Origin of the sequence: Neobacillus sp. WH10 (assembly GCF_030123405.1) — a bacterium.
Classification (GTDB): domain Bacteria; phylum Bacillota; class Bacilli; order Bacillales; family Cytobacillaceae; genus Neobacillus.
On the sequence record NZ_CP126110.1, the window covers coordinates 5,492,117 to 5,508,333 of the forward strand.

12 protein-coding genes are annotated in these 16,217 nt (G+C 37.1%); 1 reads left to right on the forward strand and 11 read right to left on the reverse strand.

Going from position 1 to position 16,217, the window contains the following annotated elements:
* Nucleotides 1-113: 113 nt before the first annotated feature.
* Nucleotides 114-1,103 carry an NAD-dependent epimerase/dehydratase family protein gene (locus tag QNH20_RS26495; protein WP_283923518.1) on the forward strand — a complete coding sequence of 330 codons (990 nt, stop codon included), beginning with the start codon at nucleotides 114-116 and terminating at the stop codon, nucleotides 1,101-1,103.
* Between the two features lie 982 nt (nucleotides 1,104-2,085).
* Here QNH20_RS26495 and QNH20_RS26500 read toward each other — a convergent pair.
* The 11 genes from QNH20_RS26500 to QNH20_RS26550 all read right to left on the reverse strand — a co-directional run bounded on the left by QNH20_RS26500 (nucleotide 2,086) and on the right by QNH20_RS26550 (nucleotide 15,866).
* On the reverse strand, nucleotides 2,086-3,033 hold the full coding sequence (locus QNH20_RS26500; protein ID WP_283920890.1) for an L-lactate dehydrogenase: 948 nt from the start codon (nucleotides 3,031-3,033) through the stop codon (nucleotides 2,086-2,088).
* A gap of 26 nt (nucleotides 3,034-3,059) precedes the next feature.
* Nucleotides 3,060-4,676, reverse strand: a complete 1,617-nt coding sequence (locus tag QNH20_RS26505) for a lactate permease LctP family transporter (RefSeq protein ID WP_283920891.1) — start codon at nucleotides 4,674-4,676, stop codon at nucleotides 3,060-3,062.
* Nucleotides 4,677-5,021: 345 nt separating this feature from the next.
* Nucleotides 5,022-6,656: a M20/M25/M40 family metallo-hydrolase gene (locus QNH20_RS26510; protein ID WP_283920892.1), complete on the reverse strand. Its 1,635-nt coding sequence runs from the start codon at nucleotides 6,654-6,656 to the stop codon at nucleotides 5,022-5,024.
* The gene (gene speE, locus QNH20_RS26515) at nucleotides 6,637-7,497 is read right to left on the reverse strand and encodes a polyamine aminopropyltransferase (protein ID WP_283920893.1); all 861 of its coding nucleotides are present in this window, start codon (nucleotides 7,495-7,497) and stop codon (nucleotides 6,637-6,639) included. Before speE ends, QNH20_RS26510 begins: the two co-directional genes overlap by 20 nt.
* A 102-nt stretch (nucleotides 7,498-7,599) precedes the next feature.
* Nucleotides 7,600-8,640, reverse strand: a complete 1,041-nt coding sequence (gene ptcA, locus QNH20_RS26520) for a putrescine carbamoyltransferase (RefSeq protein WP_283920894.1) — start codon at nucleotides 8,638-8,640, stop codon at nucleotides 7,600-7,602.
* A gap of 217 nt (nucleotides 8,641-8,857) precedes the next feature.
* Nucleotides 8,858-9,820, reverse strand: coding sequence for a carbamate kinase (gene arcC, locus QNH20_RS26525; protein WP_283920895.1), 963 nt, complete (start codon nucleotides 9,818-9,820; stop codon nucleotides 8,858-8,860).
* Between the two features lie 107 nt (nucleotides 9,821-9,927).
* Nucleotides 9,928-11,058: an agmatine deiminase gene (aguA, locus tag QNH20_RS26530; RefSeq protein WP_283923519.1), complete on the reverse strand. Its 1,131-nt coding sequence runs from the start codon at nucleotides 11,056-11,058 to the stop codon at nucleotides 9,928-9,930.
* Nucleotides 11,042-12,448: an APC family permease gene (locus tag QNH20_RS26535; protein WP_283920896.1), complete on the reverse strand. Its 1,407-nt coding sequence runs from the start codon at nucleotides 12,446-12,448 to the stop codon at nucleotides 11,042-11,044. The genes aguA and QNH20_RS26535 overlap by 17 nt, the downstream gene beginning before the upstream one ends.
* A 332-nt stretch (nucleotides 12,449-12,780) precedes the next feature.
* Nucleotides 12,781-13,548: a MurR/RpiR family transcriptional regulator gene (locus QNH20_RS26540; protein WP_283920897.1), complete on the reverse strand. Its 768-nt coding sequence runs from the start codon at nucleotides 13,546-13,548 to the stop codon at nucleotides 12,781-12,783.
* A 296-nt stretch (nucleotides 13,549-13,844) separates the two neighbouring features.
* Nucleotides 13,845-14,429 carry a TetR/AcrR family transcriptional regulator gene (locus QNH20_RS26545; RefSeq protein WP_283920898.1) on the reverse strand — a complete coding sequence of 195 codons (585 nt, stop codon included), beginning with the start codon at nucleotides 14,427-14,429 and terminating at the stop codon, nucleotides 13,845-13,847.
* Between the two features lie 99 nt (nucleotides 14,430-14,528).
* Nucleotides 14,529-15,866 (reverse strand): APC family permease, encoded by a 1,338-nt coding sequence (locus QNH20_RS26550; RefSeq protein ID WP_283920899.1) that lies wholly within the window; start codon nucleotides 15,864-15,866, stop codon nucleotides 14,529-14,531.
* Nucleotides 15,867-16,217: the final 351 nt, after the last annotated feature.

Genomic DNA, 16,217 nt, shown 5'->3' on the forward strand with positions numbered 1-16,217 from the left:
TCTATGGCAAAGAAAGTTTGCAAGTTATTTGTATTATTTATTTCTATCTTCGAACATTATTGTTTCTTTTTACATAATATATTTCATCGATTGTAAGACAAGGAGGGATTACGATTAATACAATTACTCGTCTTGTATTTGTCACCGGTTGTGCCGGCTTCATTGGATTTCATCTTTCTAAGCGCTTATTAGAAGAAGGGATCTTAGTACTAGGAATTGATAATATTAATGATTATTATGATACTGCTTTAAAAACGGACAGGTTATCAATATTAAAACAGTTTCAAAATTTTCGATTTGTAAAAGGCTCGATTGAAAACCAAGAATTACTGGAAAGTCTTTTTGAAGAACATGATATCGACATTGTTGTTCATTTAGCAGCTCAGCCAGGTGTAAGATACAGCTTGACAAATCCTCATGCCTATATTCAATCCAATCTCGTTGGCTTTGCAACAATTCTAGAATGCTGTAAAAAACACCAAATCAAACATCTCATATATGCATCATCAAGTTCAGTTTATGGGAATAATAAAAAGTCACCCTCTTCGGTTAGTGATCGGGTGGACCAGCCGATTAGTTTATATGCGGCAACGAAAAAAGCCAATGAGTTAATGGCTTATACGTATAGTCATATCTATAGGCTTCCTACAACAGGATTACGCTTTTTTACCGTTTACGGTCCTTGGGGCAGACCTGATATGGCCGCAATGACTTTTTCAAATGCCATTATTGCTCAACAGCCAATCGAGGTTTACAACTATGGATTGATGAAAAGAGATTTTACTTATATTGATGATGTTAAAGAATCTATATTTCGTTTAATAAAAAAAGAGCCGCCTTCTGAAGCAGCTTCTTTCCATAAAATCTATAATATTGGGAATCATCAACCTGTTGAATTAATTACTTTCATTCAATTGCTTGAAGAGCAACTAGGTAAAAAAGCGGTATTGAAGTTACTGCCATTGCAGCCTGGTGAAGTTCTGGAAACCTTTGCCGATATCGAAGAACTAGCAAATGATATTAACTATAAACCAACGACCTCGATCGAAGAAGGAATTAACAAGTTTACAAAGTGGTATAAATGGTATAAAAAACTCCCGTAAACATCTTTTTATGATGTTTCATTAGGTGGGACGACCTTGATGAGGTAATATATCAACCATGAGATAGGTAAGTACCTCTTTAATTCATGACCTTTAAAGGATCCCCCTAGGAATCAAGTTTTTTTTGCTTTGCCCCTATCCGATTGAGAGATACATTCTGACTGGATTTTGTTTTATTTCCATTGCCATGTCCAAATGAGATCCACATTCAGACAGGATCTTACTTTTTTTCCATTTCACTGTCCGAATAAGACCTGCTTTCAGACAGGTTCTTGCTTTTTCCACCTTGCCCTGTCCGAATGAGCCCCGCTTTCAGACAGGATCAAGCTTTTTCCACCTTGCACTGTCCGAATAAGACCTGCTTTCAGACAGGTTCTTGCTTTTTCCACCTTGCACTGTCCGAATAAGACCTGCTTTCAGACAGGTTCTTGCTTTTTCCACCTTGCACTGTCCGAATGAGACCTGCTTTCAGACAGGTTCTTGCTTTTTCCACCTTGTCCTGTCCGAATGAGACCCGTATTCAGACAGGTTCTTGCTTTTTTTCACTTACCTTGTCCGAATAAGACCTGCTTTCAGACAGGTTCTTGCTTTTTCCACCTTGTCCTGTCCGAATGAGACCTGCTTTCAGACAGGTTCTTGCTTTTTCCACCTTGTCCTGTCCGAATGAGACCCGCTTTCAGACAGGATCAAGCTTTTTCCACCTTGCCCTGTCCGAATGAGACCCGCTTTCAGACAGGATCAAGCTTTTTCCACCTTGTCCTGTCCGAATGATACCCGTATTCAGACAGGTTCTTGCTTTTTTTCCATTGCCCTGTCCGAATGAGACCTGCAATAAAGCTCCAGCCATAAAACCTTAGAAGAAATGATATGGTTTTAGGATAATTAATGTGGAAACCGCTACTATTCTTGATACTTCACCGTACCATAACTCAATTAATGCATTATCGAAAATTTCTTAAATTGATAAGTATACTTTCATTTATTAAATGAAAGGCCGCATTGTTTCTTTAAGCATTGAAACGGAATGATTAAATTGCTCTTTTTCCTTTTCATTCAGATCAATTTCGACAATTTCTCGGATACCGGCACGATTAATTACAGCTGGTACTCCAATATAAACATCATTTTGCCCGTATTCTCCGTTTAGATAGGCAGATACTGTCAGGATGCTATTTTCATTATTAAGGATTGCTTTTGTAATCCTTACAAGGGACATACCTATTCCATAGTATGTAGCCCCTTTTCGCTCAATGATATGATAGGCAGCATCACGGACGTTTACAAAAATTTGTTCTAAACATTCTTTTTTAAGATCTCCCTTCCGTTCTAAAACAGTATCAAGATGCTCAATTCCAATCATTGCATGACTCCAAACAGCGAGCTCTGTGTCTCCATGTTCACCAATGATGGCTGCATGAACATTTCTTGTATCTACGTTGAAATATTTTCCTAAAGCAAACCTTAGACGTGCAGAGTCTAATACCGTTCCAGAACCGATTACACGTTCTTTTGGTAATCCTGATTCTCTCCAAGTTACGTAAGTTAAGATATCCACTGGATTTGTTGCCACTAAGAATATTCCATTAAATCCATTTTCCATAACGCTTTTTATTATTTGCTTAAATATTCTTGTGTTTTTTTCAACTAAATCCAATCGGGTTTCACCTGGCTTTTGTGCCAATCCCGCAGTGATAACCACTAAGTCAGCACTGCCACAGTCTTGATATGAACCGCTCCATACCTTTACTGGTGAAGGCGCGAACGGCATGCCGTGATTAAGATCCATTGCCTCGCCTTCTGATTTTTTTTCATTTACATCAATTAAGACTATTTCCTCAACAACCCCCTGGTTGATCAATGAATATACATAACTACACCCTACAGCACCTGTTCCAATTAGTACTACACGATTTACTTTTTCTTTATCCATGATTAACGATCTCCCTTCGAATGAAATTAAAATAGTAACCAGCTGATTATTCCAATTACAACAAGTAGACATAAGCTATATTTAATTGTCACTTTAAATAATTCACTTTCTTTTCCTGCTAATCCAACTGCTGCTGCAGCAACAGCTATAGATTGAGGTGAAATCATTTTTGCCATGGTGCCGCCCATTACATTGACCGCAACCATCGATTCAGGTGCGATACCAATTTGAGAAGCTGTGACAGATTGTAGTGGAGCAAATAAGGAACCGCTGTTTACAACAGATCCTGTTAAAAAAACTCCCAACCACCCTAACACTGGGGAGAATAATGGAAATACTGCGCCTGTGGAAGCAAATGCTAAACCAAGTGTTGATGACATACCAGAGTAGGTACAAATATAAGCAAAGGCAAGTACACTGCAAATTGTTAGGACTGGGGAGAATAATTCTTTTGCAGTTTCTTTTGAACTATCCCACAGCAGCTTACTGCTGCAGCGAAAGAGAATGCTTGCGACAATGATCGTCAGGACAATTGCTGTTGTAGTAGATGAAAATAAATCTAATTTAAATACTGCAGCATACGGTGTATCTTTCGGTACTATTGGTGCATGCTTTATGACTACGTTGTTTAATCCCGGAATCGGCAGCAATAACACTAACTTTTCTAAAGGACCCCCTGGGATAAATAAATTTTTAAAAAAAGATAAATTAAAGAAAGTAACACATAAAGTTAGAAATACAAATGGCAGCCACGCATATGCAATTTGCCCTAAAGAATACTTAACCTGTTTATCTACTTTGTTCTCATTACTTATACGGAATATCTCTTTTGGTTTCCATATTTGTAAAAATAGTGAAAGTGCTACTAGGCTTACAATTGCAGCAAAGATGTCTGCAAGTTCAGCACCCAGGAAAAATAGAACTATGGCCTGAGTAAGCCCAAATGAAACCCCGCTGACTAAAACTGCTGGGAACGTTTGTCTAATCCCTTTCATCCCATCAATGATAAATACTAATAAGAATGCTACTAGAACACTTAATATTGGAAGGACAAATGCTGTATATCTTCCAACAGCAAGACTATCTAAACCTGTAAGTAATGAGGGCACAGTTACAGGAATGCCCATTGCTCCATATGCACCGCCGGCAATGTTTGCAATCAAACAAAGGCTGGCTGCATAAATCGGACTAAATCCAAGTCCTACTAAAATGGCTGCTGTTATCGCAACTGGTGCTCCAAATCCTGCAGCACCTTCCAAAAATGCACCGAATGAGAATGCTACAATGAGGACCTGCAATCGTTGATCGGCTGTAATAAAGGATATACTATTTTCTATTATTTTGAATTTGCCTGTTTTTACTGTGATTTTATAAAGGAAAATGGCAGCAAATACAATCGATGCTACCGGCCATATACCGGATAGAGCTCCAAAGATGGCAGACATCAAAACTAAAATAGCAGGCATTTTGTAGATAAAGACGGCAACAAGTCCTGCTACAATTATGCTGTAGAGTCCTGCAATATAACCTTTTAATTTAAAAACTGTCAGCATTACAATAAAAAAGATTATAGGAATGGCTGCTATAATAGCCGAAAACCAAATGTTACTCAATGGATTATATACTTGCTCCCATACATTCATGCGGTTCAACTCCTAGGTAATTGTAAATCGCATTTATTTTTAACAACTATTGCAAACCCTATGCTTCAGATTCTTAAATAATTTCACAATGAATTTTAAAAAATAATATTTGCTTTGGCCATTCCAGAAAAATGAACACCATTCCAAATAAAAAGAAGGCAACGGATTAGTTGCCTTCTTTTTTCATCTGTTCCGAAATTTTACTGTTCTTGTGTTAACAACGTGCCAAAAACCAACAGTGACTGTCACTGATCTTAGGAAAAAGCTTTAAAAAAACTTTTTTATCTTTTTCATTTCTTAGCAATCCAGTTTGGAAACTAGAATGAAAATATGCTAAAGAAAAAACTATTTCGCAAGGCTGTAAATCATGTCTTTTAAAAGATGCGGTAACACTTCAAGTGCATATGGCAAATAAAGACGCTCGGTCTTTTTATGAGCATCCTTACCGATTGGGCCAATATTGACTATTGGAATATCGAGAAACTTTGACTGGTCAAACGGGTAAGTGAAATCGGTTCCCCAGCCAGCAAAATTATTGGATAAGGTATCGATATCCTTATTCGTTCCTTTAAAGGCAAATTCACTTAAGTCGGAGATACCCTCGTAAATTTCACCAATAGAAATTGTCATATCATATTGTTCTTTTGCTAAATTAACCAAGCGTTCTACACTTTCAATTACCTTAAGTTCTTCCATTGTCTTTCTTTCGTTGAAGCCTGATGGACAGAATGGCGGCAAAAATCCAACAATTACAGTTGGACCCTTTAAACCAGTTACATCAATAAAATGATTAACTAGCTTCATGCCCCTGTCTTGAAGTTCTAGTTCCGGAGGCAGACTCTTAAGGAACTCCTTTGTAATTTCCTGCGATGAGAGTCCCGTTGCCCGCTCTGCCATTTTTGACAGTTCTGCATATTCAATAATCTGAGGAATAAACTCTTTCTTTTCTGTATGGGTATGCTGCTCTAACCAATTTTCACTATAGTCAGCCAATGCCTCATCCAATGCCTTCTTTGCAGCAGCCTTCATCATATCAAGAATTTCGCCAGGTGTTTTTGTGACAAACAAGCAATTGTAATACATAGCAATCCGTTCAATAACGGTTACAGAATAGGTTCGCTTCAAATCATATATCTTTAAGCATGTAAGCGGCGGATAAGTCACATCTTTATATTTATCTGCAAATTGACCATTTCCCTCAAGTATTCCTCCCAGCTTAAAGGCAATTAACGAGGCTGGAATTCCTTCAAAATATTCACCGACATGTGTCTCCTTGCCAAGAATGAAGGTAAAAGGAGTATACATGCCGACGGTGCCGAGATGGATCCAGCCATGATCTTTATTTTCCTGAGTGATACTGGGCTCACTGTCAATACAGCAAATGAATTCATAGCCGTCTTTCTTTAATTCCGCCAAATAACGGACTGCTTCATGAATTCCGCAGGCATTATTTTCTTCATCGGCTACAGCCAGATAAAGTAAATTGGCATCCAGTGCTGCGGGATTCTTTGACAACTCGGCAAGAACGGCCGCCTGGATGATCAAGCCGGATTTCATATCAGCAGTTCCCCGACCGAAAATCCAATCTCCAGATTCCAGGTCTCGTCTAGCCTCCTCTGAAATCATTTCTTTCTCTATCAGATTCGTGTATGTTTCCGGATCAAATGCTTCTTCACTTAAGTATCCGCAAACATCGGTATCAACGACATCAAAATGACCCATTAAAATGATAGTTTTCTTCGTTTTATTTTTTGCCTTGACCCATGCACAAAGATTTGAGCGCCCAAGCCGATCCTCTTGGATTGGCTGAATAAATAAATCATTGGGATTTTCTTGATAGTATGGAAGTATTTTTAGCTCTTCATATAAGAATCGCGGTGCTTCTTTTTCCCCTTCTGAATCAGTAACACTTTTCACATGGCAAAACTTCAACAATGTTTGATATATTGATTCAGGTGAATTATTCAGACTTCTCGACACGGCTAATCTGCTCCCTCACATAGGTTGGTAACATGAACGCACCTCGATGAACATCTGTATTATAATATTTTGTCTCAATGCCCAATTCCGTCCATTTTTCTGGTCGGAAGTCATGAAGCGGATGGAATTTTTTTGATGCAAATCCAAACAGCCAGTGACCAGAAGGATAAGTAGGCATATGATATTGATAAACTTCAGAAATCGGGAACAGTCTTTTAATTTTTGAAATTGCGCGTCGCATTTCCTTTGCATTTTTTTCATAAAAAGGACTTTCACATTGGTTAACTAGAATTCCCTCATCTGTTAGGGAATTGAAACAGTTCTGGTAAAATTCATTTGTGAACAAGCCTTCCCCCGGGCCTATCGGGTCGGTAGAATCAACAATAATCAGGTCGTATTTCTCTTTCGAATTCCGTAAAAATTCGGCACCATCCTCAAAATAAAGAGAAACCCTTGGGTCATCTAACCTGCCTGCCGTTAAAGGAAGAAATTTCTTTGCTGCAGCGACTACCATTTCATCAATTTCAACCATATGAATTTTTTCAATAGATGGGTAGCGTGTTAATTCGCGAACTGTGCCGCCATCACCGCCTCCGATAACAAGTGCTTTTTTAATTGAAGGGTTTGTTGCCAATGGAACGTGGACAATCATATCATGATAGATGAATTCATCCTTCGATGTAAGCATAACAATGCCATCAATAATCAGAAATATCCCCATTTCTTCGCTCTCAAAAATATCGATTTGCTGGTATGGACTTTTTCCCGTGTATAAATGCTCTTTTACTTTAATTGAAAGTTTAATGTTATCGGTTTGCAGTTGTGAATACCATAATTCCACCTAAATCACTCCTTTTTTGTTAAAGTTGAAAAGCTGACCCATTTTAGATCTTAAAGATAAGACCATATGGGACAGCTTATGCTTATTTATTCAACGTCTACTTTAAATAGCGCCAACTAATTCTTTTTCAGGTTTAAACACTTCTGCTAATACCATTTCTAATTCAGCTTTAACTTCTTCAACTTTTGCAGCATCTGGTTTATTCAAGCCTAAGAAATAGACGAGAAGGCCACGCATTGCGGTAAGTCTGTTTTCTGCTTCATCGAAAACGACTGAGAAATTGGAATCAATAACTTCATCTGTTACTTCTTCACCACGAGATGCAGGTAAACAGTGCATAAATTTGACACTAGGTTTTGCTTTTTTGATAAGATCCATAGTAACTTGATATTTAGGATAGAAGATCGCCAATCTTTCTTCTTCTGATAATTCAGCATCGTATAGGCCATACCATACATCTGTGTAGACAAAATCAGCATCTTTTAAAGCTTCATCAGCATTATCCGTGATATAGAAGCTGCCGCCTGAAACCTTGCAATTTTCTTCTAAAATCTTAATATGGTTTTCTCTCAACTGATAACCTTTTGGTCCAAAATGGACAAAGTTCATCCCCATTTTCGTTGTGATAAATCCAAGTGAGGCACAAACTTGAGTTGCATCTCCAACAAACACTACTTTGCAATCTTCTAATTTTTTGCCTGCTGGAAGGTGCTCGATCATTGTAATAAGGTCACCCATTTCTTGAGTTGGATGGTTATAATCAGACATGGCATTAATAACAGGGATTGTTGAATTATTAGCTAAATCTACCACTGATTTGTGTCTGTCTACACGAGCCATCAAAATATCTACTAATCTAGAAAGAACACGGCTTGTATCTTCAATTGTTTCATGTCCTCCAAGTTGGATTTGACCTGGTGCTAAATATTGTGCATGTCCTCCAAGCTGTTCCATTGCTGTTTCAAATGATACACGTGTTCTTGTTGAAGATTGTTGAAAAATCATGCCTAATGTTTTATTTTTAAGAAGCTGTGGATAGTATCCAGCTTTAATGCACTTTTTAAGTGTAATAGATAAGTTAGCAATATCCTTTAATTCTTTCTTAGAGAAATCATTTGTGTCGATAAAGTGTTTTACAGTCATTGTTATTTCCTCCTTAAGCATTAAGCGATTAGTTATTGCTTTATAATTAAATGAATGTATCCGTTATTGGCAGGATTTCAATTTTACTTTTTTTATTAATTGATTCTTTTTATTAAAATTCTAATTACGGAATTTTACTATTTTCGTTATGAATTGCGGCTCAAAAAAGCTAGGCCTTTTCTATTAATCACCTCCTTTAAAGGCAGCGCAAAAGATGCTATCTTACTAATTGAATCGGCAATTCATCTGTAATCAATGTTCCTGTTAGGCCTTTTATAGCTAATGAGGCTTTTTCCAAAGAGGCAATAACCGCTTTTCTGTTTTTTCCGCTTTGGGCAAATTGAATAGCAGCCTCTACTTTAGGAAGCATGCTTCCAGGTGCAAAATGTCCCTCATTGCAATAATCTTGTGCTTGTTTTACGTTAATCTCGGATAACTCAGTTTGATTCGGTTTCCCCCAATTGATCGATACTCTGTCAATGGCAGTTAGGATAAATAGGAAATCGGCATCTACTAGCTCCGCTAATTTTGCAGAAGCAAAATCTTTATCTATTACAGCTGCTACACTTTGATAATCGCCATTATCGTCTATTACAACCGGTATACCTCCTCCTCCACATGCAATGACAATAAATTCTTGATTAAGAAGACTTAAAATGGAATCACGTTCAACAATATCAACCGGTTTTGGTGATGCCACCATTTTGCGCCATCCTCTGCCAGCATCTTCTGCATAAACTTCACCAGGGTGGTTCTCCATTAAGGTTTTCGCAGTTGCTTCATCATAATATCCGCCAATTGGCTTTGTAGGGTTTGAGAAAGCAGGGTCATTTCCATTAACGACAACCTGCGTTACAATTGTTCCAACTTGCCAAGGCATACCTTGTTTTCTCAATTCTTTTTTGATTCCATTTTGCAGATGGAAGCCAATATATCCTTGGCTCATTGCTGAACACTCTGGAAGATCCATCTGGACAATTTTTTCATCTATCTTTGAAGATTTTTCAAATGCCAGCTGAATCATACCTACTTGGGGACCATTTCCATGGCTAATTATAATCTCATGACCTTCTTTAATCAGATTTACTAGAGCATGAGCAGCTTCATCAATGCATCGTTTTTGCTCGATAGGTGTATTGCCAAGAGCATTACCTCCTAGAGCTATTACAATTCTTGACATTTTAGATTACCTCTTTCTGTCATTCTAAATAGTTGTTTTCAAGCAGTTTTTTTATCCCATTCAATAGATTCGTACGTAATTAAAAGGGTTTGGAACCTGATAGAATTTTAGCTTTGCAACACTAATGTTTTTCCTGCCGGGACACTTAAAGGCTGCTGCTGCGTAATACAATGGATGTTTCCGCCGCCAAGGAGGATTTCTCTTGCATAAACCCCTACTACTTTACGATCAGGATATAATTCTCTGAACAACGCTAATGCTTTTTCATCATTTGGATCGTTAAATAGAGGGATAATTACGCCTCCGTTTGCAGTGTAGTAGTTTGCATAAGAAGCAGCTAATCGGTCACCCTCGATACGAGGCAGCGTTCCGTCTACACTATCTACACCTTCGCTTTCTTCTTTTGTAATCAAAACTGGTGATGGGATATGCAATTTATGAATTTTAAATTTACGCCCCTTCGCATCTGTTTCCCTTGTTAAAATGTCATAACATTCTTTGGAAATTTCATATTGCGGGTCCGTTTCATCATCTGTCCAAGCTAAAACCACTTCACTTGGCCGTACATAGTTAAAAATATTATCAACATGACCGTTTGTTTCATCTAGATAAATCCCGCGTTTTAGCCAAATAACTTTTTCAACATTTAAAAAGTCTTTTAAAATGTTCTCGATTTCCTGTTTGGATAAATTTGGATTACGACCCTCACTCAGCAGGCATTCTTCCGTTACGATCACTGTGCCTTCACCGTCAACATGGATAGATCCGCCTTCAAGTACAAAGTTTTTTAATCGATATCTGTCCTTGCCCTCAAGATCGCAAACCTTTTGTGCTACACTATCATCAGCATCCCAAGGGAAATAAAGTCCATCGACAAGTCCGCCCCAAGAATTAAATGCCCAGTCTACTCCACGAACATCACCAGTTTCATCATTTACGACAAATGTTGGACCGACGTCGCGCATCCAAGCATCGTCAGTAGTCATTTCGACTACACGAATATTTTCAGGCAACATGTTGCGGGCGGTATCATATTGTACCCGGCTGGCAACCATAGTCACTGGTTCAAATTCAGAAATTGCTTTTGCAACATCGACAAATGCGTGTTGGGCAGGCTTTCCACCGAAGCGCCAATTATCAGTCCGTTCTGGCCAAATCATCCAGCATCCATCATGGCTCTCAAATTCCCCTGGCATACGATATCCGTCTTTTTTAGGATGACTATGCAACGTTTTCATCATGAACATCTCCTCTACCATTTCTTTTTTGTTTCAGACTTCTATGAATGAATATTTCTCCAGCTATTACCGCGATAATCGTACCTATAAGTAGTGGCATTTTAGACATTATTTCTTCTTCACTAAAATCAAGTGGTACTATCGTGAAAATGACGGAAGAAACTAATAACACAAGTGGTACATAGGTAATAATCTTCAGTAGAGCCCCTGTTGCCTTTACCTTGAATGGGCGTTCCCGATCTGGATCAATTTTCCGCAGTTTTAGGAAAGCTGGGAACATAAAGATATAGGATGCGAGCAGAGTGACTAAGTTTAATGCAAAGAAGCTCCAGAAAATATCCTCTAAACCGAAATGATTCATAACAGGAATAAGCAATACTAGAATGGAGGCTATTATTCCATTTAGTAATGGAGCACCAATCGGCATGTCTGTCTTCTCACTTTTCCATTTAAAAATCTTAGGTAAACTGTTGTTTTCACTGGCATAGAGTGCCACATAGTTTACCCCGTATGCCCACGAGATAAGGTTCGCTGCCAATGTGAACAGGAACATTAAACCGACAATTGTTACAAACCAGCCGCCAGCTGGGCCAAGTAATATCGAGAAGCTATCAATCAAACCGCTATCAGTAGTAAGCTGGTCAAATGGAACTGCAACACCAACTCCGAAAGCTGCCAGCAAATAAAACACAGCAATTAATATTCCGCCCATTATAAGTGCTTTCGGTATATCTTTCTGTGGATTATTCATTTCACCTGACATCGATGCTACTACCTCAAAACCAAGGAAATTGAAGATAATAACCGACAAGAATGAAAGACTTGTAATATCAAGCGAAGGCATCATTGTTTTAATGGTGAACGTGTTTGCTAAGCCTTTTGTTACTGCAAAATAAATGCCAATTGCACCAAGACTCACCATAATAAACACTTTAAAAATAGCTGCCAAGTTCAAAATCCATTTGCTGTCACTAATTCGGAGCAGGCTGACTCCCGTTACAAGCCAAATAAAAACTAATGAGATTAATATGGTACTGACCACGCCAAATTTATAACCGAAAACTTGTGTTATCGTCGTTGGGACAAGTACTGCAAGGGATCCCATCCAAAGTGGATAATTGATCCAATAATACCAAGCCACCCTACCGCCATTTCTTGGGCCGAAAGCACGTTTCACCCAATCATAGATCCCGCCTTCATCATCATAGGTCGTTCCAAGCTCTGCCGAAACTAAACCATATGGCAAGAAGAAGCCAAGCAATAGCAGTATCCACCAGAAAAATTGGGATGGTCCAACAGCTGCAGCTGGGGCAACAGATTCTGCTACAAGAACAACTGTTACAGCCATAAGTACTGAGTCAAATAAACGAAGCTTTTTTTTATTTTCCATAGTTGACACTCCATGTAAACTCATTTTTTACATACACGATATTTGCGAACATTTCTGCAGTAATGTTTACACCCCTATACTAATGCTGAACATTTGCTATGAACATAGCTTTTAAGCGTTTAGATTCCGGGGCGATAATATTAAAAAATGTTCCAAAACATGAAACATTTCCCCGTAAAAAAGCAGGTAATTCCTGTGCTTGTAAAACATGTTTCAAAACATGAAACATGTTTTACAACACAACAAAAAGAGGTCCCTAAACTATGTTTTTCATAGTTTAGAGACCTCTTTTTGAAGTAAACGTTCAGAAGAAAATCTAATTGTCTATACTCTTATTCTATTATTTTTTCCATATATTTATAGGCAATTAATTCAATAATACTAATCATCGAGATTCTTGATGTCATATCTATTTCGTTAAACTGGATATAGTCTGCAAACACATACAGATTAATATGGCTCATGTTTTGTACAGGATTATTATTTGCTGATGTAATGGATACAACGGTCGCTTTCGATTTAATGTTTAACTGTTCTATATCCCAGATCAATTCTTTATCTTCTCCCCCGTACGATAAAAAGAAAACAAGGTCGGAGTTTCGAATTCCATTTAACAACATTTTGCGAAAATAGTGATCCTCTGGGAAAACTACTTCAAAACCAAGACCTGAAAAAAGATATTCAAAATAATGGCCGATACTTTTGTTTAACCCGCGAGCCATAACAACGATTCTTGGCTTTTCCTTTAGGATTTCGATAATTTTATCCACTTTCTCCTCGTCAAGCACACGAACAGATTCATAAATATTTTTTAAATACTCAATTCGATATTTTTCCTGGTCAACAACAAACGGATTCGTATTTTCTTGAATATTTAAATCCGTATATTTAATAATGGCATTAAAATCACTATATCCAGAAAAGCCAATTTTTCTTAGGAAACGAATTATAGTCGCCGGGGATACATAGCATTTTGCCGCCAATTCACGAATCGTACTTCTCTTTACTTCGTCCATATTTCGAATTATGTAGTTATAAAGTTCCTTTTCGCTATTGTTCAAAGTATTAATATGCTTTGATGTGATTTCAAAAAAATCCATTTTTTCACCTTCCAAAACCAATCGTTAAAATTTTCACTTAGAGAAGTTTGAATAATTTAGTATCCTGAAACAAATTTAAGACATATTATACTGGTGGCTAATCCACTAATAATAGAATTCGTTTACTATCTTTTGATTCTCTAAAAAAGCATGCCAATTAATACACATCCCGCTGAAACCGATGCCTGTCCAGAAATCTTTTCTATTATTTATCATTTTACATATCCTTTAAATTGAATGAATGTCAGTCATTTTGAAGCTAAACAAAAAGTATTGGATACTATCCAATAGCTTGTTTATGTTCTAAATAACGATCTTTTTAAGAAGTTAAATAGCTCAGTCTTATATACTTCTTGTGCATCATCTTGCTCATAGCTGATAAAATATCGTTCAGCAGCATTTTCAACAAGATTTATTATGATTCTAGCCGTCCATTTCACATTAATATCACTAATGATCTCTTTCTTGTTAATGGCATTCGTTATTATTTCCTCGAGCCAATGATAATAAGTCTGGTAGATTGCTTCCCATTTCTCCATTGAGTAATCGATAGCAAGTCCGGAATAACAGAGGACAATAACGTCTTTGTAGGCATCCGTAATATTAAAAGTTTCATCAATCATAATTTCTAAGATGTTCCAAAAATTATCTTTCCCTTGAATCTTTTCCTTAATTCCTTCTAGAGTAACAGTGAGAAGATTATCTGCAATAGCTGGTATTAAAGCCTTTTTTGAAGAGAAGTATAAGTAAAAAGTACCTTGTGCAACACCAGCCTTTTTTACGATATCTGAAATCGAAGTCTTATCAAGCCCTTTTTCAGAAATGACGTCAATAGCGGCATTCAAAATTTTATTATATTTCCCGTCATGCTTGCTCTCCATACGTTAATCACCTCTTCTCAAAAATGAATGACTATCATTCATTTTATTTTAACTTTAAAAAGATGTCAAAAAAACATATTTTCCCACTTAGGGTTTACTCTACAATTCAAGTTCTTCAAAGTCGATTTTTGGTGGTTTTTTTGTGAAAAAGCCTGTGGATATTACCAAATACAACACACCAAGCATCGCCCAAATAAACCCAATTAAAATAGACTGGAAATTAAGGTTGCTCCATAGAAAAATAATAAAGCATAGACCAATTAGAGGGCCTATCAAATTACCAAAAGTAAATCCAAAGGAACGCGGCTTTTTAGTTCTAAAGTAATTTGTAATTACACATATGTTCACAAAGGAAAAGGCAGTAAAGGCACCGACATCAATAAGTGACGTTGCCAAAGTTAAATCTAAGAAAAGTGCTGAAAGAGCTAGCAGCCCAATAAATAGAATATTTAGTACTGGCGAATTAAATTTAGGATGCAGGTATCCAAAGAACCGATTGGGCAGTACATTATCTCTTCCCATAGCATATAACATTCTGGAGGCACTTACTTGAGCTGCTAAACCAGAAGCAAATACCGAGAATAAGGCTCCAGCAGTGAATATAGATAAGAATAAATTTCCTCCAATTGTGTATGCAATTTGTGGGGAAGCACCTTCAATATTATGAAGCACAGAAACATCAGGAAAAAGAGATTGCATGAAGTAAGTAACCGTGAAGAAAAAGATCGCTCCTATTGAGCAAACTATAATAATAGCCTTAGGAATTGTCTTTCTCGGCTCAATCGTTTCTTCAGAAAGTGTAGTTATTGCATCAAATCCGATAAAGGATAAAGCGAGTAGCGCAGCACCTGAAAAAACATTAAAAAATTCCATACCAGATGGAAATAGCTCATTTAGATTAATAAAATGTTCCGGTCCCTTAATAATTGAACGAACATTAAGGTAAATGAAGAGTATCACAACAATAAACTGAAATAACACAACCATTATATTCAATGAAGCTGCAAGCTTAACACCAAAGATATTTAATATACTAATCACAACTATAAGCCCTACAATCCATATCCAACCAGGAACTTCAGGCAATACAGATGAAAGATATATTTTGGTTAGTAAGGCATTAACCATCGGCATAGCTAGATACGCAATGAAAGTGATCCATCCAACAATAATCCCTAAATATGGATTCAAAATATTTTTTGTATAAGTGTAAACCGATCCTGCAGTAGGATATTTTTTTACTAGTTTTCCATAGCTCATTGCGGTAAAAAGAATGGCAATAAAAACGACAATATAGGCAGCAGGTACATGTCCTGAAGATACCTTCGAGGCAATTCCAAAAGTATCAAACACAGCAAAGGGCGACATATAAGCAATTCCAATTGCTACGACATGCCTTAATTTTAACTTTCGCTGAAGCTGATTCGTTTCATTCATAATAGGCACCCTTTTCATACTAGAATTTCTAATTTTTATGAATTATTGCTTCTATGTAATTGTCTAATGTGTAGAACCCCATCTTAAGGCCAAAGCCAGATTCTTTATACACTCCAAAATGAGCAGCTACAACTGATATTATAGCAATTCACCCTCTTTTAATTTCTGGATGTTTTGTGAACATTTTTTATATTTTCCTCCAAAGCCTGCAGCTAAGCCATATGTGCTACAGTTAGAACGAAATTTCATCCTACATCTGTTAAACTTTGTTAATAAATTCTTATTTGCCTTCAAAATAATTAAATCCCTTTTTTGCTCTAGAGACTAATCCACCAATTTAATCAACAGTAT